Source organism: Phreatobacter sp. GW821-FHT04C01 (assembly GCF_059420385.1).
The window spans coordinates 323,546-340,561 of record NZ_JBWKTP010000008.1; the positions used below are offsets into that span (position 1 = coordinate 323,546).

19 protein-coding genes are annotated in these 17,016 nt (G+C 68.7%); 10 read left to right on the forward strand and 9 right to left on the reverse strand.

Annotated elements, in window-relative coordinates; translation table 11 throughout:
* Positions 1 to 19: 19 nt before the first annotated feature.
* Complete coding sequence (locus AC07WJ_RS27280) at positions 20 to 859, reverse strand: cytochrome c oxidase subunit II (RefSeq protein ID WP_494937833.1); 840 nt, start codon at positions 857 to 859, stop codon at positions 20 to 22.
* A gap of 393 nt (positions 860 to 1,252) precedes the next feature.
* Positions 1,253 to 2,131 (reverse strand): LysR family transcriptional regulator, encoded by an 879-nt coding sequence (locus AC07WJ_RS27285; protein ID WP_494937834.1) that lies wholly within the window; start codon positions 2,129 to 2,131, stop codon positions 1,253 to 1,255.
* A 128-nt stretch (positions 2,132 to 2,259) separates the two neighbouring features.
* Here AC07WJ_RS27285 and AC07WJ_RS27290 point away from each other — a divergent pair, with 128 nt between their 5' ends.
* The 8 genes from AC07WJ_RS27290 (at position 2,260) to AC07WJ_RS27325 (ending at position 10,340) form a co-directional block, all read left to right on the forward strand.
* Positions 2,260 to 3,417, forward strand: coding sequence for a thiolase family protein (locus AC07WJ_RS27290; protein WP_494937835.1), 1,158 nt, complete (start codon positions 2,260 to 2,262; stop codon positions 3,415 to 3,417).
* Entirely contained in the window at positions 3,414 to 3,833 is a 420-nt protein-coding gene (locus AC07WJ_RS27295) for a Zn-ribbon domain-containing OB-fold protein (protein WP_494937836.1), read from the forward strand. Before AC07WJ_RS27290 ends, AC07WJ_RS27295 begins: the two co-directional genes overlap by 4 nt.
* Positions 3,830 to 4,615, forward strand: coding sequence for an enoyl-CoA hydratase/isomerase family protein (locus AC07WJ_RS27300; RefSeq protein ID WP_494937837.1), 786 nt, complete (start codon positions 3,830 to 3,832; stop codon positions 4,613 to 4,615). The genes AC07WJ_RS27295 and AC07WJ_RS27300 overlap by 4 nt, the downstream gene beginning before the upstream one ends.
* Positions 4,612 to 5,589 carry a CoA transferase gene (locus AC07WJ_RS27305; RefSeq protein WP_494937838.1) on the forward strand — a complete coding sequence of 326 codons (978 nt, stop codon included), beginning with the start codon at positions 4,612 to 4,614 and terminating at the stop codon, positions 5,587 to 5,589. The genes AC07WJ_RS27300 and AC07WJ_RS27305 overlap by 4 nt, the downstream gene beginning before the upstream one ends.
* Positions 5,579 to 6,622, forward strand: coding sequence for a CaiB/BaiF CoA transferase family protein (locus tag AC07WJ_RS27310; RefSeq protein ID WP_494937839.1), 1,044 nt, complete (start codon positions 5,579 to 5,581; stop codon positions 6,620 to 6,622). Before AC07WJ_RS27305 ends, AC07WJ_RS27310 begins: the two co-directional genes overlap by 11 nt.
* Before the next feature lie 78 nt (positions 6,623 to 6,700).
* Positions 6,701 to 7,675, forward strand: coding sequence for a Bug family tripartite tricarboxylate transporter substrate binding protein (locus tag AC07WJ_RS27315; RefSeq protein ID WP_494937840.1), 975 nt, complete (start codon positions 6,701 to 6,703; stop codon positions 7,673 to 7,675).
* 121 nt (positions 7,676 to 7,796) lie between these two features.
* Complete coding sequence (locus AC07WJ_RS27320; protein WP_494937841.1) at positions 7,797 to 9,194, forward strand: carotenoid oxygenase family protein; 1,398 nt, start codon at positions 7,797 to 7,799, stop codon at positions 9,192 to 9,194.
* A 126-nt stretch (positions 9,195 to 9,320) separates the two neighbouring features.
* Positions 9,321 to 10,340: a helix-turn-helix domain-containing protein gene (locus AC07WJ_RS27325; protein ID WP_494937842.1), complete on the forward strand. Its 1,020-nt coding sequence runs from the start codon at positions 9,321 to 9,323 to the stop codon at positions 10,338 to 10,340.
* 272 nt (positions 10,341 to 10,612) lie between these two features.
* Here the strand turns inward: AC07WJ_RS27325 and gdhA are convergent, their stop codons facing one another.
* From gdhA to AC07WJ_RS27340, 3 genes are all read right to left on the reverse strand, one after another.
* Positions 10,613 to 11,962, reverse strand: coding sequence for an NADP-specific glutamate dehydrogenase (gene gdhA, locus AC07WJ_RS27330; RefSeq protein WP_494937843.1), 1,350 nt, complete (start codon positions 11,960 to 11,962; stop codon positions 10,613 to 10,615).
* A 288-nt stretch (positions 11,963 to 12,250) separates the two neighbouring features.
* Positions 12,251 to 12,664, reverse strand: coding sequence for a cupin domain-containing protein (locus tag AC07WJ_RS27335; RefSeq protein ID WP_494937844.1), 414 nt, complete (start codon positions 12,662 to 12,664; stop codon positions 12,251 to 12,253).
* Positions 12,665 to 12,785: 121 nt separating this feature from the next.
* Positions 12,786 to 13,037 carry a hypothetical protein gene (locus tag AC07WJ_RS27340; protein ID WP_494937845.1) on the reverse strand — a complete coding sequence of 84 codons (252 nt, stop codon included), beginning with the start codon at positions 13,035 to 13,037 and terminating at the stop codon, positions 12,786 to 12,788.
* A gap of 226 nt (positions 13,038 to 13,263) precedes the next feature.
* On the opposite strand from AC07WJ_RS27340, the gene AC07WJ_RS27345 reads away from it, so the two are divergent.
* Positions 13,264 to 13,635 carry a hypothetical protein gene (locus AC07WJ_RS27345; RefSeq protein WP_494937846.1) on the forward strand — a complete coding sequence of 124 codons (372 nt, stop codon included), beginning with the start codon at positions 13,264 to 13,266 and terminating at the stop codon, positions 13,633 to 13,635.
* A gap of 99 nt (positions 13,636 to 13,734) precedes the next feature.
* Here the strand turns inward: AC07WJ_RS27345 and AC07WJ_RS27350 are convergent, their stop codons facing one another.
* Both AC07WJ_RS27350 and AC07WJ_RS27355 read right to left on the reverse strand, forming a co-directional pair.
* On the reverse strand, positions 13,735 to 13,980 hold the full coding sequence (locus AC07WJ_RS27350) for a hypothetical protein (protein ID WP_494937847.1): 246 nt from the start codon (positions 13,978 to 13,980) through the stop codon (positions 13,735 to 13,737).
* A gap of 354 nt (positions 13,981 to 14,334) precedes the next feature.
* Complete coding sequence (locus tag AC07WJ_RS27355; RefSeq protein WP_494937848.1) at positions 14,335 to 14,688, reverse strand: hypothetical protein; 354 nt, start codon at positions 14,686 to 14,688, stop codon at positions 14,335 to 14,337.
* An 85-nt stretch (positions 14,689 to 14,773) separates the two neighbouring features.
* Here AC07WJ_RS27355 and AC07WJ_RS27360 point away from each other — a divergent pair, with 85 nt between their 5' ends.
* Entirely contained in the window at positions 14,774 to 15,232 is a 459-nt protein-coding gene (locus AC07WJ_RS27360) for a MarR family winged helix-turn-helix transcriptional regulator (protein ID WP_494937849.1), read from the forward strand.
* A 228-nt stretch (positions 15,233 to 15,460) separates the two neighbouring features.
* Here AC07WJ_RS27360 and AC07WJ_RS27365 read toward each other — a convergent pair whose 3' ends face one another.
* Positions 15,461 to 16,195: a GntR family transcriptional regulator gene (locus tag AC07WJ_RS27365; RefSeq protein WP_494937850.1), complete on the reverse strand. Its 735-nt coding sequence runs from the start codon at positions 16,193 to 16,195 to the stop codon at positions 15,461 to 15,463.
* A complete protein-coding gene (locus AC07WJ_RS27370) occupies positions 16,192 to 17,016 on the reverse strand; it encodes an ABC transporter permease (RefSeq protein WP_494937851.1) in 825 nt (274 codons plus the stop codon). The genes AC07WJ_RS27365 and AC07WJ_RS27370 overlap by 4 nt, the downstream gene beginning before the upstream one ends.

Here is a 17,016-nt window from a genome sequence, read left to right on the forward strand (position 1 = left end):
CGGTCGGCCGTCACCGGCGTTACCGGTCCAGCGGCTGCGCCTGTTCCTGTGCCGCCAGGGTGCGCGACCGCCGGGTCATTTCGGCGAAGCTCTGCTGCCTGGCGAGCCAGGCGTTATAGGCCTGGGCCTCCTCGACGATCACCAGGCCGCGCATCTGCGCGTGGGCGATGCCGCAGAGCTCGGCACAGAGGACCTCGAACTGGCCGGTGCGGGTCGGGGTGAACCAGAAATAGGTCACCGAGCCCGGCACCATGTCCATCTTGGCGCGGAACTCGGGCACGTAGAAATCGTGCAGCACGTCGATCGAGCGCAGCAGCACCTTGACCGGGCGGCCGAGCTGCAGATGCAGGTCACCGCCGTCGATGATGACGTCGTCCTTGCCGTTCGGGTCGTTCGGGTTGAGCCCGAGCGGATTGTCCGGGCCGATATTGGCGACGTCGGTGGTGCCCATACGGCCATCGGGACCGGCCAGGCGATAGCTCCAGCGCCATTGCTGGCCCATCACCTCGACCTGGGTGGCGCCGGCCGGCACCGTGACGAACTGGTGCCAGACGAACAGGCCGGGCACCAGCATGGCCGCCACGCCGAGCGCGGTGGCGACCGTCAGCCAGCCTTCGAGCTTGCGGTTCTCCGGCTCGTAATGCGCGACACGTCCCTCCTTGTGGCGGAAGCGGAAGACGCAATAGGCCATGAAACCGATGACCGCGACGAAGACGAAGCCGGTGATCCAGAAGGTCGCCGTCAGGGTGTGGTCGATATAGCTCCAGTTGGACGCGATCGGCGTCCACCACCACGGGCTCAAGATGTGGAACAGCACCGAGCCAATGGCCACGAGCAGCAAGATGATCGCAGTAGGCATCGCCCATTCATCCTTGCCCAGAGAGGCTGCGGACTGAAAGAAAAGGACGTCATGCACATCTGCAGCGATGGCGGTCTTCGCACCGGCCGTCGTCGTGCCCCTGGCTCGCCTGCCTCGCCGGCAGTGACTTCGATTTGACGCAAAAAAGGCCCTGATATCGCCAGCGTCATCAAGCGCAGCCCAAGATCGGCGATGATGATGCCCGTGCGGGCGAATTGTCAATCGATTCCGTTGTCTTAGCGGCGACTTGCCGCGCAGCGCCAGGTTCCACTTCGAATACTGGTGGAATACGTGGGCGAAAGCGTGGCGCTCCTGTTCGCGTCTGCGAATTCATCATGCCGTGATCTGCTGCGCCGCGGCAAGAACAGCGGGACTTGCCGGAAGCCGCAGGCCTCACGCGCCACGCGCGGCATCGGCGGCGATTTCCTCGAACAGCCAGTCGCGAAAGGCGCCCGAGGCCGGCCGCACAGGTCCGGGCGGCAGCAGCAGCCAGAAATCGTGCCCCGTGGCCACGGCGCCCGGCACGATCTGCACCAGACGGCGGCGGCGCACCTCGTCGGCGACATAGATCGGCGAGACGATGACCACGCCGAGGCCTTCGATCGCCGCCTGAATGGCGAGCGACGTGCTTTCGAACATCAGCGGCGCACCGGCCAGGGCAATGCCGGTGGCGGCGCTCCAGATCGCCCAGTCGTCCGGCCGTGCCCGGCTGCCGAGCAAGGTCAGTCCGCCGAAGCCCTGCTTGCGGGCGATCCGCGCCGGGCCCGGTGCGCCGAAGGCGGCGGCCATTGCCGTTTGCAGCCGCACCGCGGTCGGCGTCGGCCGGATCGCCGCCGCGCGGATCGCCACGTCGACCTCGTCGCGGGCGAAGTCGACCGGCTCGGCCGAGGTGGTCAGCTCCACCTCCTGGCCGGGGTGGCGATCGCGAAAATGCGGCAGCCGAGGGATCAGCCAGCGCATGCCCCAGGTCGTATAGGCGCGCACCCGCAGCGGTCGCGCCGCGCGGGCGTCGAGCCCGGCGGTCGCCTGATCGATGGCCCGGAAGGCGGCGCCCAGCGACGCGGCGTAGTCACGCCCCGTCTCGGTCAGCCGTACCGCATTGGCGCCGCGCGCGATGAGCGCCACGCCGAGCTGGTCCTCGAGGCTGCGGATGCGCTTGCTGATCGCCGGCTGGGTGACGTTCAGGCGCGCCGCCGCTGCGGCCAGGCTGCCGGTTTCGGCGACCAGGGCGAAGGCATAGAGGCTGACCAGGGGCGGCGGCGACGCGGACACATGCCAGCCTAACCTGGAGTTGGGCTACCCCGCAAATTCCTCGCCTGACAGCGCCCGGCGGACGTGGACAATTCCACTCAGACGGGGCGGCGCAGACCGGTCCGCGACAGGGGGAAACGCCAGACGCCATGCCGGTCCATACACCCATTGCCACGCCTCACCTCGGCACAGCCTGGCCGCTGCGCGACAAGGTCGCCTTCGCCGGGATCGGAACCACCGCCTATGGCAATTTTCCCGAGACCGACAGCTATGGCCTCGGCTGCGAGGCGCTGAACGCCGCGCTCGACGATGCCGGGCTGAAGCCCTCCGAGATCGACGGACTGATCGTCAACCGCATTCCCTCCTATGAGCGCTTCGCCGAGATCATGGGGATCGATCCGCAATATTGCCTGATGACCGAAGCCCCCGGGCGTTTCGCCTCGGTATCGCTGGCGCTCGCCGCGCAGGCGATCGCCAGCGGCGCGGCGAACTGCGTTGCACTGGTCTACGGCAATAATGGCCGCTCGGTCCGCATGCAGTATGGCGGCGGCGACAGCCAGTGGGCGCCCTGGGGCATGACCAGCCCGGGCGCGCTGCATGCCATGATGTGGCGGCGCCACATGCATCAGTTCGGCACCACCCATGCCGATCTCGCACCGGTCTCGCTCGCCTTTCGCCATCATGCCTGCCTCAATCCCGACGCGGTCATGCATGGCCGGCCAATGACGGCGAGCGATCATGCCGGCGCGCGGCCGATCTGCGCGCCGCTGCACCTGCTCGACTATTGCCTGATCAATGACGGCGCGGTCGCCTGGATCGTCACCAGCGCCGAGCGCGCCCGTGACCTCCGGCGCCCGCCGGTGCTGCTCTCGGGTTATGCCCGCCAGGACGCCTTCCATTATGGCAGCGGCCCGGCGGATGACTTCTGGTACGGCAATCTCAGCGCCTGCCGCGCCGTCTACGACCGCGCCGGTATCGGCCGCGACGAGCTGTCCGGTCTCGGCATCTACGACAATTTCTCGCCGACGGTCCTGTTCAGCCTGGAGGGCCTGGGCTTCTGCGCGCAGGGCGAAGGCGGCGACTTCGTCAGGGACGGCACGCTTCAGCTCGGCACCGGCCGCTGGCCGACCAATACGTCGGGCGGCCATCTCTCCGACAGCTACATGCAGGGCTGGGGCATCATCGCCGAATGCGTCCGGCAGCTGCGCCACGAATGCGGCGCCCGGCAAATCCCCGACGCCCAGGCCCTGCAATATATCTGCGCCACCAATATCGCCCAGAGCCTGATCCTGCGGAGGGCCGCATGAGCCTCGCCACCCGTCCGAAACCCGTCATCGACGTCTGGAACCGGCCGTTCTGGGAGGCCTGCCGGGAGCACCGGCTGATCCTCCAGCGCTGCCGCGCCACCGGCAAATGCTTCTTCCCGCCGGCCCCGGTCTCGCCCTTCACGGGCAAGCCCGCCTGGGACTGGGTCACCGCCTCCGGCGGCGGTGAACTCTGGTCCTTCGTGGTGTTCCACCAAAGCTATTTCGACGGAATGAAGGACGAGATGCCCTATCCCGTGGCCATGGTGAAGCTCGACGAGGGCCCCTACCTCATGACCAATCTCGTCGGCATCGATGCCGCCGAGGCGGCCATCGGCATGCGGCTCGCCGTGCGCTTCCCCGGCGGGCCGGACGGCTTCGTGCTGCCGCAGTTCGGCCCGGTGGAGCAAGCGTCATGACCGTGCCCCTCGTCGTCACCTGTCACGCCGGCTGGGCCGAATTGCGGCTCGATCGCGAAGCCCGGCGCAATGCCGTCGACCGGGAGAGCCGCCAGGCCCTGTTGCGGGCTTTCGAGGCCCTGCGCGGCGAGGCCAGGGCGATCGTGCTGACCGGCACCGGCACGAGCTTCTGCGCCGGTATGGACCTGAAGGAGCGCGAGCGCGACCGCGAACAAGGCATCGAGGGCGCCGGCGAGGAATGGATCGCGGTGAACCTGGCGATCCGCGCCCATCCCGCCATTTTCATCGCCGCCGTGAACGGCCTGGCGCTCGGCGGCGGCGCCACGCTGATCAATGTCTGCGACCTCGCCATCGCCAGCACCAGCGCCTCGATCGGCTGCCCGGAAATGGGCTTCGCGACCTATCCCGGCATGGCCGGGCCGGCCATCCAGCTCTCCGGCGTCACCCGCAAGCAAGCGGCATGGCTGGTGCTGACCACCAACCGCATCGACGGGGCCACAGCCGAACGCTGGGGCATGGTCAATGCCTGCGTCGAGCCGGAGCAGTTGCTGCCGCGCGCCCATGCGCTGGCGGCCCAGATCGCCGGTTTCGATGCCGTGGCGCTCGCCGAAAGCAAGACGGCACTGGACCGCATCCCGGCCGGGATCACTGGCTGGCGCGAGGCCATGGACCATGGCCAGGCGGTCAATGCCGCGATCCGTGCCCGGACCACGGCGCAGGACGAAGGCGGTGCACGCTTCGCCGCCGGCCTGAAAAACCCCGGCCAGGGCATCGGATCATGACGAGTCCCCTCGCCGGCGTCATAATCCTGGATCTCGGCGCCTTCTGCGCGCAGCGTCCACATGCCCTTGCTGTGTCCATGGCGGCCAAGCTCTGTGCGGGTTTCGGCGCGACCGTGGTCAGGCCGGTCCCCGAAACCGGCGAGCCCTTCGCCGCCATGCCGCCGCTCCTGCCGGCCGGCGGATCGGCGCTCGACCGGTTCCTCAATGCCGAAAAGCAGGCCGGCGGCATGGCGGGGCCTTTCACCGCCGCCATTGGCGATGGGCCGGCACTTGCCGCACACGCCGCCGGCATCGCCATCGGCGCGCGTGTCTCGGTGTTCGGGCCGGGCGAGGATCCCCCCATGAGCGAACTCGGCCTGATGGCGCTGTCCGGCCTGCTGGACCTCGTCGGCCAGGGCTCCGGCGTGCCGACCCGCCTGCCCGGCCACCAGACAGCCTATGCGGCGGGCCTTGCCGCCTGCACGGGCCTCATGGCCGCGCTCCGGGCCGGCGGCACAGAGACGGTCGAGGTTTCATTGTTCGACGTCGCGGCATGGCTCAACTGGAAGGTCGCGGCGCGCGTCACCCTGCTCGGCGAGACCGGCGCGGCCGGCCCGAGCGACTGGTTCACGATCCCGGCCAGGGATGGCCATGTCGCGCTGGTCTACCAGGACAAGGACTGGCCGGCGCTCTGCGCCATGGTCGGCGATCCCCGGCTGACCGGCACCGACTTCGCGACCGCCGGCGGCCGGCGTGCCCATCGCGCCCGGCTCGTCACGATCCTCGGTCCCTGGTTCGCCGCGCGAAGCCGGGCCGAGATCGCCGCCATGGCCGAGGCCCGGCGCCTGCCGATCGGCCCGGTCCGCACGCCGCTGGAACTGCTGGCCGACCGGCAGAACCGTGCGCGCGGCTTCCTCGCCGCCGACGGCACGCCGCTGATGCCGCTCCGCTCGGACGGCCAACGACCCGTGCGGGAGCTCGACCATGCCGCCTGATGCTCACCTGCCCCTTGCCGGCATCCGCGTGGTCGACCTCGGCTGGATCACGGCGGGGGCGGCCACCTCCGCCCTGCTGCTCGATCTCGGGGCCGAGGTGACGAAGGTGGAAGGTCCGGGCGCGACCGACCCGTTCCGCATCTGGGACGAGCCGCGGCCGGACGGCGACTGGTGGAACCGGTCGCCCTTCTTCGCCTTCACCAACCGCGGCAAGCGTTCGCTCTGCCTCGACCTGAAGGATCCCGACGGGCGGTGCGCGCTGTTTCGACTGCTCGCCCGGGCCGACGTGCTGGTCGAGAACTTCCGGCGCGGCGTGCTGGCCCAGCTCGGACTCGACGCCGCCGACCTCCGCCGGCGTTTTCCCCGGCTGGTGATCGCCAGCATTTCCAGCCAGGGCGAGGACGGGCCGGATCGCGACCTGGTCTCGTTCGGCTCGACCCTGGAGGCAACCGCCGGTCTCGCCGCCCTGACCGGGCCCGGCGATACGCCCGTCATTACCGGACGGGATCTGAACTATCCCGACCAGGTCGTCTCCCTGTTCGCCTCCGGCGCCATCATCGCGGCGCTGACGGCGCGCGACCGGACCGGCCAGGGCGCCCATCTCGACCTGTCGCAGCGCGAGCTGACGACCTTCCTCATCGGCGAGGAACTGGTCGCGGCGGCGGCCGGCGCCGCCTCGCCCCGGCACGGCGACGGCGATCCGGCCGAACCCAAGGAAAGGCTGGTGCGCGAGGCCGGCGGCTGGCGGGCCGAATGGCCCGGTGGCAGCGCCCCGGTGCGGGACGGCGCGGCGCTGGTGGCGTCCGAAGCCTTCCGGCGCGGCACAGCCATGCTGCACGACCCGGACGGACGCCCGGTCAAGGGCATTCCGTTTCGCCTCGCCAACCACGCCCTGGCCGTCACGGGCGCCTGCCGTCCGCTCGGCGCCGACAACCGCGCCGTGCTGGCGGAGGCCGGAGTGAGCGATCAGGACATCGCCATGCTGGAGGCCAAGGGCGCGATCGCCACCGCGCCACGCCCGACCCCCGCCTGACCGGCGGCCAGGCCATCGCCGAAAGACAAAGACAAGGACGGCGGCTCCACGAGAGCGCCGCGACAGGGAGACATCGCCATGCCGACACGCCGATACAGGCCAACGACGGGCGCCGCCGCGCTCGGCCTGATGCTGCTTTCACTGCTCGCCAGCGCGCCGGTCCACGCGGAGTTTCCGGACCGGGCGCTGCGCATCGTCGTCGGCTTCGCGCCGGGCGGCTCGACCGATATCATCGCGCGCCTCGTGGCCGATGGCCTGAGCACCCGCCTCGGTCAGCCCGTCGTGGTTGAAAACCGCGGCGGCGCCGGTGGCGTGCTGGCGGCCCAGCTGGTCGTGCAGCAGCCGGCCGACGGCTATACCCTCATGCTCCATACCGACGGGCTGAACCAGGCTGCCGCCATCGGCACGATCATGTCCTTCGACCCGGTCAAGGCCTTCGCGCCCGTCGGGCTCGCGGCGAAGAGTTCGCTGGTCCTGGTGGTGCATCCCTCCGTTCCCGCGCAGAACCTGAAGGAGTTCCTCGCCCATGCGCGCCAGCAGCCGCATCCGCTGCGCTTCGGTTCGCCCGGAGTCGGCCTGTCCGGCCAGCTGTTCGCGCAAGGCCTCGGCATATCAATCGAGGAGGTGCGCTATCGCGGCACCTCGGCGGTGCTGAACGACCTGCTGGCGGCCCGGATCGATGCCTATACCATCGCCCTTCCCGGCATCCTCTCTTATGTCCAGGCGGGCGCGCTGCGGGCTCTGGCGATCGCCGCCGACGAACGCAGCCACGTCATGCCGGAGCTTGCGACCGGACCCGAGCAGGGCTTTCCCGAGGTCATTGCCACCGGCTGGTTCGGGGTGGTCGTCAAGGCCGGCACGCCGCCCGGTATCATCGCCAGGCTGCACCACGCGCTGAACGAAACGCTCGACGATCCCATGGTGCGCCGGCGTATCGGCGAAATCGGACTCGACATCGCGGCAAGCGCCAGGCCGGAGGACTTCGGCGCGCTGATCCGGGACGACCTGGCCCTGTGGGAGCGGGTGGCGACGCGCGGCAACCTTCGGCAATAGCCCGCCCGGACGCCCGGTCAAACGCTCGGGACGCCGGCGATAACGCCGGCCGGCGGCGCACGGCTACCAGCGCTGCAGGGTTCGGCATGAGGCCGAGCACCAGCGTCCTGGAGACCTGCCAATGAATGCCAAGCTTCCCACCAATCCCTATCTCGACGGCAATTTCGCGCCGATCCGCTCCGAGGACGATTTCGTCCTGTCGGTCACCGGCGAGATCCCGAGGGAACTGCGCGGCACGCTCTATCGCGTCGGCCCGAATCCGCAATTCGCGCCGATCGATCCTGCCTATCACTGGTTCACCGGCGACGGCATGGTCCATGCGTTCCGCATCGAAGACGGCCGGGTGACCTGCCGCAACCGCTATGTCCGGACGCCGAAATGGCAATTGGAACATGAGGCCGGGCGGGCGCTGTTTGCCGGCTTCAATCCCCGGCTCAACGATCCCCTGGCGCAGGGCCGGGACGCCGGCACCGCCAATACCAATATCGTCAGCCATGGCGGCCGGCTGCTGGCGCTGAACGAGGCCTATCCGCCGTTCGAGATGACGCATGATAGCCTGGCATCGCGCGGCTATGCGCCCGACTATCGCGGCCAGGTGACGGCTCATCCCAAGATCGACCCGAAAACCGGCGAGATGGTCTGGTTCGCTTATGGCGTCGGCGACCGGCCGCTGAGCAATCGCGTCAGCTACGGCGTCACCGACCGGACCGGCAAGGTGATCCGGCGCGACGATTTCGAAGCGCCCTATTCATCGATGATGCACGATTTCATGGTCACCGAGAACCATGTGCTGTTCCCGGTGCTGCCGCTGACCGGCAGCCTGGAGCGGGCGATGCGCGGCCTGCCGCCGATCGCCTGGGAGCCGGCGCGCCCGGCCCATGTCGGTGTGATGCGCCGGGATGCCGAGGTCTCGACCATCCGCTGGTTCAACACCCAGGCCTGCCACGTTTTCCACCCGATGAATGCCTGGGAAGAGGACGGCAAGATCGTCGCCGACCTGTTCCGCTACGATGCGGCCCCCTTGTTCCCGCTCGCCGACGGCTCGCCCGGCGAGCATGGCATGGCGCGTCTCTGGCGCTGGACTCTCGATCTCTCGGATGATTCCGACGCGATCCGCCAGGAGCCGCTCGACGATCTCGACGGCGAATTTCCCCGTTTCGACGAACGGCGGACGGGGCTCCCCTATCGCCATGGCTGGTACGCCGCCGATACCAGGGGGTTGAACGCCAGCGAGCCGTTGCGGCTGAACGCCATTGCCCATCTCGACAAGGCGACCGGCCGGCGCCAGCTCCATGAGCTGCCGGTGGGTGACCTGACCTCGGAAGCGGTGTTCGCGCCACGCACGCCCGAAGCGGCGGAAGGCGAAGGCTGGCTGACCGCCGTGGTCTGGCGGGCGGCCGAGAACCGCAGCGACCTGCTGGTGTTCGACGCCCTGGACGTGGCCCGCGGCCCGATCGCCAGCGCGGCCATGCCGCGGCGCGTGCCGTTCGGCTTTCATGGCAATTGGGTGCCGGGCTGATCCGGGCAAAGCCCCGTTCAGTTCCGCCTTGCCAAGCGTGGAGCTCCCCGGCATGAGCTCCGGGCCCGGGCGCCAGCTCCGTCGGGCGCCGGGCCCGGACTGCGGCCAGCAGCATTCAGGTCCCACATGACAGCCTCGCCTTTGCCCATTGCCCGCTTCGCCACCGAGACCTTGCCCGCAGGCGAGGGCTTCGCGGCGTGGCGCGAGGCTGTCGCCGGCCTCTACGAGGTCGAGCCATCGCCGTCGAGCGGACCGGCCGATTTCTCGGGCATGGCCATGGGCATCCATCTCGGCCCGCTGGTCCTCGGCGTGATGCGCGTCGATGCGCTGGCCTATCATCGCTCGCCGGCCAAGATCCACGCCGACGGCCTCGATCACTTCGTCCTAGGCCTGAACGACCCTGCCGCGGCACCCCATGGCGCGCCCACCGTGCTCATCCAGGATCTCGGCCAGCCGCTGGCCTTGCCGATGGCGCCGCTGAACGGCGCCTGCATCATCCTGCCGCGGGACGTCATGACCCGGCTCGTTCCAGGCGCCGAGGCGCTGCACGGCGTCCGGGTTTGCGGGACGATGGCCCAGCTCCTGGCCGACCACACCTGGTCGCTCATTCGTGCCGCCCCGACGCTACCGGCACGCCAGGCGCCCCTCTTTGCCCGCGCGACCCAGCAGATGATCGCCGCCTGTCTTCGCCCGACGCGCGAGGGCCTGAACGACGCTCGACCGCGGATCGAGGCGACACTGATGCTGCGGGCCCGACGCTATATCGACGCCAATCTCACGGACCCGGGCCTTTCGTCGACGCGGCTCGCCACCGCGCTCGGCCTGTCGCGATCGGCGCTCTACCAGCTGTTCGCCCCGTTCAACGGCGTCGCGCGTTATATCCAGGGCCGCCGGCTCGAGCGCATCCACGCCATACTGGCCGACCCGGCCGAGCAGCGCCTGATCGCCGAGATCGCCCACGACCACGGCATGACCAGCGAAGCCCATTTCAGCCGGGCCTTCCGCAAGCGCTTCGGCTACCCGCCCCGGGAGATCCGCGGCGTCGGTCTCGCGATGCCGGCGGGCGGCCGGACGGCCGACGTCCGCTATGGGACAAGCCCGGAGCGGCTGGCCTTTCCGGTCTGGCTGGAGCAGTTGCACGAGTAGCGGGCTCTGGCCGCTGCCGACCGCGAGCCAGAGCGTCACTTCGCGCTGGACGACGATGCCGATGAAACAGAACGTGGCGAAGCAGGACGGCTCAAGGAAATAATGCGCATGCCGCGGGATGCGCCGTCCTGGCGGTCGACGGGGAGACCGCACGAGCCGATCGGTGCTCGCCGGCCGCCGCAGGAGCCTGCGGCGGCATATCCGGCCGGACGGTGGGCGCTGGCGCGCCGAACGCCCTCGTCATACGCCGGTCTGAACGCGCCGGCCTATGATCAGATGATACCGAAGGCGCGCATGGATTCGGCGACGCGGATGAAGCCGACGATATTGGCACCGACGACGTAATTGCCCGGCGAGCCATATTCCTCGGCGGTCGCGGCACAACGGTCGTGGATGCCGCGCATGATCGCCGCAAGCCGGGTTTCGGTGGTCTCGAAGCTCCACGAGTCGCGCGACGCGTTCTGCTGCATTTCCAGCGCGCTGGTCGCGACGCCGCCGGCATTGGCCGCCTTGCCGGGACCGAAGAGGACATTGGCCTCCAGGAAGAGACGCACCGCTTCCGGCGTGCAGGGCATGTTGGCGCCCTCACCCACCGCCAGCACACCGTTCTTCACCAGCTTGCGCGCATCCTGCCCGGTCAGCTCGTTCTGGGTCGCCGACGGCATGGCGATGTCGCAAGGCACGTCCCATATCCGGCCGCCCGGCATATAGATCGCGCCCTTGCCGCGCGCGGCGGCATAGTCGGCTATGCGGCCGCGCCGCTTTTCCTTGATCTCCTTGAGCAGAGCCAGGTCGAGCCCCGCCTCCTCGACGACATAACCGCCGGAATCCGAACAGGCGATGACCCGGCCGCCGAGCTGGTGGGCCTTTTCGATCGTATAGATCGCGACGTTGCCGGAGCCGGAGACGACCACCTTGCGGCCGTCGAAGCCGTGCCCGCGCGAGCGCAGCATTTCCTCGACGAAATAGACCGCGCCATAGCCGGTGGCTTCCTTACGCACCTGGCTGCCGCCCCACATCAGGCCCTTGCCGGTGAGCACGCCGGATTCGTAGCGGTTGGTGATGCGCTTGTACTGGCCGAACATGAAGCCGATCTCGCGCCCGCCGACGCCGATGTCACCGGCCGGCACGTCGGTATATTCGCCGATGTGGCGGTAGAGCTCGGTCATGAACGATTGGCAGAACCGCATGACCTCGCCTTCCGACCGGCCCTTCGGGTCGAAATCGGAGCCGCCCTTGCCGCCACCGATCGGCATGCCGGTCAGCGCGTTCTTGAACACCTGCTCGAAGCCGAGAAACTTGATGATGCCGAGATAGACGCTGGGATGGAACCGCAGGCCGCCTTTGTAGGGGCCGAGAGCCGAGTTGCACTCGACCCGGAAGCCGCGATTGATCTGCACCTGTCCCTTGTCGTCCACCCACGGCACGCGGAAAATGATCTGCCGCTCCGGTTCGCAGATCCGCTCGATCAGCGCCGCATCGGCATAGTCCGGATGTTTCGCGATGACCGCGCCGAGGCTGTCGAGGACCTCGCGCACAGCCTGGTGAAACTCGACCTCGCCCGGATTGCGGCGAAGCACTTCTGCGAAGATCGGCTCAAGCTTTTCATCAAGGGTGGACACGAAGAACCTTTGGGTGGCTGTTTGCTTTGAAGGGACGCGAAGCCCCGCGCCCGCTCGCTCGAGCGGGACTGCTTCGTCGGGCCGAGGGCTGTCTGTCGCCGTCTCGCCGTAACGCGAAGCAAGGTCAATAGATGCGGCGGCCGGCATTATCAATGCCGACCGGCCGTTCACGCCTCTGTCTTTCGGGTGGCGGCCGACGACGGCCGAGGCCCGGCACGCATCAGCGCCGCGCCGGCCGTTGCGCCTGTCGCTCGGCCGCTGCGATCGCGCGGGCCGACGCCCCAGGGCTCATGCCCCGGCCGTGACCGGCACAAGCCCGTGGCGCAGCATGATCTCCCTCATGCGCGCCGGGTCCGGCGCGCCAGCGGCGATCAGTGCCGCCACTTCGCGAAAATAGCCGGGCCCGAGCACGCCTGGCGTGAGCATGCACAAGCAGGTCGCGGGCGCCTGGGTCCGATTGCCGAAACCATGGACGACACCGCGCCGGATGAAGACGGACTGGCCGGGCCCAACGGCGATGTCCTGGCCATCAATGTGGAAATTCAAGACTCCGCTGATCCCGCAGACGGTTTCGTCCCAGCTCTCATGAAAATGCGGAACCGGCATCCGGGCGTTCGGCTCAACCGTCATCCTGAACATGTCGAGGCTGCCGCCGGTATCGTCCTTGCTCTGCAGGAACTCCAGCCGCAGCCCGCCGATCACGATTGTTTCCACCACGCGCGCACCTCCTCGGACCGACGCGGCCCCGACCCGGAGCCATCCACCCGGCAGAATGCATGACATTGGCGGCGTCACAATGGGCCGGCGCGGCAAAGCCCGTCTTTCAGAGCGCCCCGGCCTTCGCCCTGATCTCCGCGACCGTTTGCGCGATCAGCTTCGCCACCGCCTTGCGGTCAGCCTCGCTGACATAGCGGCCGGCCAACGTCTCGAAGGTCAGACGTTCGGTCACTTCCAGCGCTGCCACCGCCAATGCACGGTCGGCGGTGGCGACCGCCTCGGCGAACTGGCGGAAGGCCACCGCCACGGCCACGGCGACGGTCTGGCCACTGTCGAAATGCGGTCGGTTCTGCGGCATGGGTCGAAACGTCCTGCGCGATGGGGGAGGCGCGCAACAGAGCATGACGATGTCCGCGGCGCCAGCAAGGCAGACGCGAGGCTCTCCGACCTCTTCGCCACCATCAGCCGAAACCTTCGGCAAGCCGCCCCAACCCGCCGCAATACCGAGGCCGGGCAACAGCGGTCACAACCATGGCCAGAAGAAGCCGGTGGTCGGCGTCTCGCAAAACCTCAGGGAGATCCGCATGTCCTTCTCGAAGACCGTTACATTTGCCGTCGCAGCGCTCGCCCTGGCCGGCGGCCTTTCCGGTGCTGCGCAGGCCCGGGACGGCTATCAGCGCTGGTTCGACGTGGTCAACACCTCGCGCACCACGCCGATCTACAGCGTCTTCGCCACCAATCGCGACGATCGCTCGTTCGGCCGCGACCTCCTGGGCAACAGCATGGTTGCGCCCGGCGGCAGCATGCGCGTGGCGCCCGACATCCATCGTGGTTATTGCATCTTCGACGTCCGCGTCCGCTACGAGAACGGCCGCGAGCTCACCCGCTGGGGCGTCAATCTCTGCGAGGCGACGGCATTGATCGTCAGCCCGAACGGCTCGATCGGCGTGCGCTGAACGTCGTCCGCTCGCGCACAACCTGTCGACGAGCCCGCTCCCGCGAGGGAGCGGACTTCTCCTTGCAGATGACGCCCCGCCCGATGGTCGGATCAGGCGTCAGGTGCGGCGGCGGCGATAATAGCGCCGACGCCGGGTCGCCCGCCGCGTTCCCCGCACCACGCTCGGTCCGACAACCGCGCCGCCGACACCGCCGACGACAGCCCCCACCGGGCCCGCCACCACGGCGCCGGTGCCGGCGCCGACGGCGGCGCCGCCAATGCGCTGCTCGGTGGTGGTGGTACCCGCGCAGGCCGCCAGGGGGATCGTCGCGAGAGCGCCTAAGATCAGAGCTCGACGGTTCATGGCCAATATCCGTTCTGTGTGAGGTGTGGACGCCAATCCGGCATTCCCGAGAGAATCCCGCGGGAGCAATGAGAATCCCGCGGGAACAACTCTAAGACGGCCGTCAAAGTTCCTGCGAGCCCGGGAGATTTCGGGGTACCACGCGGCCCGGACGGCCTCCGCCGAACAGGCCGTCGCACCTCGCCTTTGGGGATAGCAGGCGCCCAGCCCATGCCGGTCGATCAGGCCGGCAAACCAGGGCGAGCCTCCCGGCCATCTCGGCACGATGGCGCCCCGGTTCTGAATCGCCGGGGAGCCTGTCGAGCAAAGATCAGTCACGCCCGCGCGGCGGCCGTGCCGCGCCGGACGCCCGGCTCAGCCGGCATAACGCGCCGCGGCCATGGTCGCCGCGGTCACCAGCAGCAGTCCGGCCGCGATCCGGTGGGCAAGCGCTGGCTTGCGGCGAAGGGCGCCCTGGACACCGGCCGCCGCGAGCGCGGCTACCGCCCCCGCCGTGAGAAGCTGCTCTGACGGCCCGTGACTGCCGGAATGGACCAGCATCCACAGGCCGATGCCGGTAAGGAACACGACCACGGCTGCGCCCATTTGCGGCCGGAACAGCGCCTCGGCACCGACGCCGCCGAGCCTCGCCAGGGTAAAGGTGGAGCCGGCCCAGAACACCGAGGCCAGCACGTGGAATGTCAACAAGGCGATCAATTGCATCTGCATGGGGCGATCCTTTCATGCCTGGCGGGCGCCCGTCCCCGTCGGTCGGGACACCGCTTTCGGAAAATGATAGACATCGAATCATTTGATGTCTATCTATCGTTCCATGAAACCGACCCAAGCTCCGATCGGACTGCTGCTCGCCCAGACTGCCAAGACCGTCGGCCGGGCCTTCGACGAGACCCTGACCGCGGCCGGCGGCTCGCTGCCGGAATGGCTGATCCTGCTCGGCCTGATGCGCGGCGGCCATGACAGCCAATCCGACCTCGCTGCCACCGTCGGCGTCCAGGGACCGACGCTGACGCACCATCTCAACGGACTGGAAAAGGCCGGGCTGGTCACCCGCACCCGCCTGCCCGACAACCGGCGGGTGCACCAGGTGGCGCTGACGCAAGCCGGCCAGGCCAAGTTCCACCAGCTGCGCCAGGCGGCCATGGCCTATGATGCGCGGCTGCGCCAAGGCCTCGCGCAGGACGAACTCGACATGCTGCGCGGGCTGCTGGGGCGCCTGGCGGCGAATGTGGAAAAGGACGCGCGCCAGGGGTGATGGCGGGGGGCGCGGCGACGCGCCGCGAAGCGAAAAGCGCTTCTGAACCAACCCTCTCCCAGAGGAGAGGGTGGCGCCGTCAGGCGCCGGGTGAGGGGTCGTCCATCTCCGGATGAGGCTCTTTGCGGCGTGGGCGTCGGCGTCAGTTCTCCGCGTCTACGCCCCTCACCCGGCAGCTGACGCTGCCACCCTCTCCCTTTGGGAGAGGGTTTGTTGCCCCCTCACCCCTCAGGCCAATTCGCCCAGCAGGTGGTGATCACCCGAAAAACGCAGGAAATGCAGGAGGTCGGACAGACCTTCTCCGAGCAGCGTCACATGGGCGCGCATGAGTTGGCTCGCCTGGGCGCCGTCGCCGCGCAGGATCGCCTCCATGACCTGGCCATGCTCGGGGATCGACGACTGCATGCGGCCGGGCTGATAGGTGATGGTGCGGCGATAGGGCGAGATTTTCAGGGTGAGCCGGCGCAGCTCCTCTTGCAGGATGCGGTTGTGGCTCGCGGCCGCGATGGTCTCGTGGAACACCAGATTGGCCTCGTAGAAGGCCTCGACATTTTCGGCTTGCGCCGCTTCCGCGCAGGCCGCGTGCGCCGCCTGCAGGCGCTGGCGCTGCTCCGGCTGGATGCGCCGGGCGGCCTGGGCCGAAGCAAGGCCCTCGAGCTCGGCGACGATCGAGAAGGCGTCGAGCAGGTCGGCAAGCGACAGCTGGGCCACCTGCAGGCCCTGCCGGCCGCGCGAAATGACCAGCCCGCTGGCGGCCAGCCGCTGCAGCGCCTCGCGGACCGGCGTGCGCGACATGCCGAACTGCTCGGCGAGCTGGCGCTCGTCGAGCTTGTCGCCGGGACGCCTGAGGCCCTTGAGGATTTCCTCCTCGAGCCGGTGGACGACCTCGGCCGAAAGCGATTCCGGTTCCTCGGACGCCATCACCGTTCCGATCTTCCGCTGGGCGCCGAGACGGGGCTTCATCGGCTATCCGAAGAGTAAAACCTGTTCGCGATCGATTCCGCGAGTGCGACAAGGCCGTACAACAGCAGTCCGCAAATGCAAAGCACCACGATCGCCGCCATCGAAACCTCGGTATCGGCCCGCGCCGTGGCGAAGATGATGAGATAGCCAAGGCCGGCCTGGGCGGTGATGAACTCGCCGATGATCACGCCGATGATGGCGAGCGTCACGGCGATCTTGGCGCCCGAGAAGATATGCGGCAGGGCCGAGGGGAAGCGCACGGAGGTGAACACCTGCCATTCGGTGGCGGTGAGCGAGCGGCAGAGCCGGAGCATGCCCTTGTCGACGCTGAGAAAGCCCGCCGTGGTGGCGATCACCACCGGAAAGAAGGCGATGAACACGGAAAAGGCGATGCGCGACTGCGAGCCGATGCCGAGCCAGATGATGAACAGGGGCGCCAGCGCGATCTTCGGGATCAGCTGGAAGAAGATCAGGTTCGGATAGAGCGCCTCATGGGCCACCCGCGAATAGGTGATGATGATGGCGAGCACGATGCCCAGCACCAAAGCGAGCACGAAGCCGGCCGCCGATTCCAGCGTGGTCGGGATCGCATGCATGAGCAGGATGTCGTAGCGGGCGACGATATAGCGGGCGATCGAGATCGGCGAGGGCAGGATCACCGAGGGGATATTGCCGAGGGTAACGTAGAGCTGCCAGGCGGCCAGCACGATGAAGGCGAGGCCGAGCGGCAGCAGAATGCTGCGCAGGCCCGCGGCGGTCTGGCCGGCATTGACGCTGGGGATAACGGCGCCGGTCTCCGTGCCGATGGTGGCGGTGGCCAT

Bases quoted from the DNA above. Each gene is read 5' to 3' on its own strand.
- AC07WJ_RS27280 (WP_494937833.1), bottom strand. From the start codon at position 859: ATGCCTACTGCGATCATCTTGCTGCTCGTGGCCATTGGCTCGGTGCTG.
- AC07WJ_RS27290 (WP_494937835.1), top strand. From the start codon at position 2,260: ATGCCGGTCCATACACCCATTGCCACGCCTCACCTCGGCACAGCCTGG.
- AC07WJ_RS27295 (WP_494937836.1), top strand. From the start codon at position 3,414: ATGAGCCTCGCCACCCGTCCGAAACCCGTCATCGACGTCTGGAACCGG.
- AC07WJ_RS27300 (WP_494937837.1), top strand. From the start codon at position 3,830: ATGACCGTGCCCCTCGTCGTCACCTGTCACGCCGGCTGGGCCGAATTG.
- AC07WJ_RS27305 (WP_494937838.1), top strand. From the start codon at position 4,612: ATGACGAGTCCCCTCGCCGGCGTCATAATCCTGGATCTCGGCGCCTTC.
- AC07WJ_RS27310 (WP_494937839.1), top strand. From the start codon at position 5,579: ATGCCGCCTGATGCTCACCTGCCCCTTGCCGGCATCCGCGTGGTCGAC.
- AC07WJ_RS27315 (WP_494937840.1), top strand. From the start codon at position 6,701: ATGCCGACACGCCGATACAGGCCAACGACGGGCGCCGCCGCGCTCGGC.
- AC07WJ_RS27320 (WP_494937841.1), top strand. From the start codon at position 7,797: ATGAATGCCAAGCTTCCCACCAATCCCTATCTCGACGGCAATTTCGCG.
- AC07WJ_RS27325 (WP_494937842.1), top strand. From the start codon at position 9,321: ATGACAGCCTCGCCTTTGCCCATTGCCCGCTTCGCCACCGAGACCTTG.
- AC07WJ_RS27340 (WP_494937845.1), bottom strand. From the start codon at position 13,037: ATGCCGCAGAACCGACCGCATTTCGACAGTGGCCAGACCGTCGCCGTG.
- AC07WJ_RS27345 (WP_494937846.1), top strand. From the start codon at position 13,264: ATGTCCTTCTCGAAGACCGTTACATTTGCCGTCGCAGCGCTCGCCCTG.
- AC07WJ_RS27350 (WP_494937847.1), bottom strand. From the start codon at position 13,980: ATGAACCGTCGAGCTCTGATCTTAGGCGCTCTCGCGACGATCCCCCTG.
- AC07WJ_RS27355 (WP_494937848.1), bottom strand. From the start codon at position 14,688: ATGCAGATGCAATTGATCGCCTTGTTGACATTCCACGTGCTGGCCTCG.
- AC07WJ_RS27360 (WP_494937849.1), top strand. From the start codon at position 14,774: ATGTCTATCTATCGTTCCATGAAACCGACCCAAGCTCCGATCGGACTG.
- AC07WJ_RS27365 (WP_494937850.1), bottom strand. From the start codon at position 16,195: ATGAAGCCCCGTCTCGGCGCCCAGCGGAAGATCGGAACGGTGATGGCG.
- AC07WJ_RS27370 (WP_494937851.1), bottom strand. From the start codon at position 17,016: ATGGCCACCGCCACCATCGGCACGGAGACCGGCGCCGTTATCCCCAGC.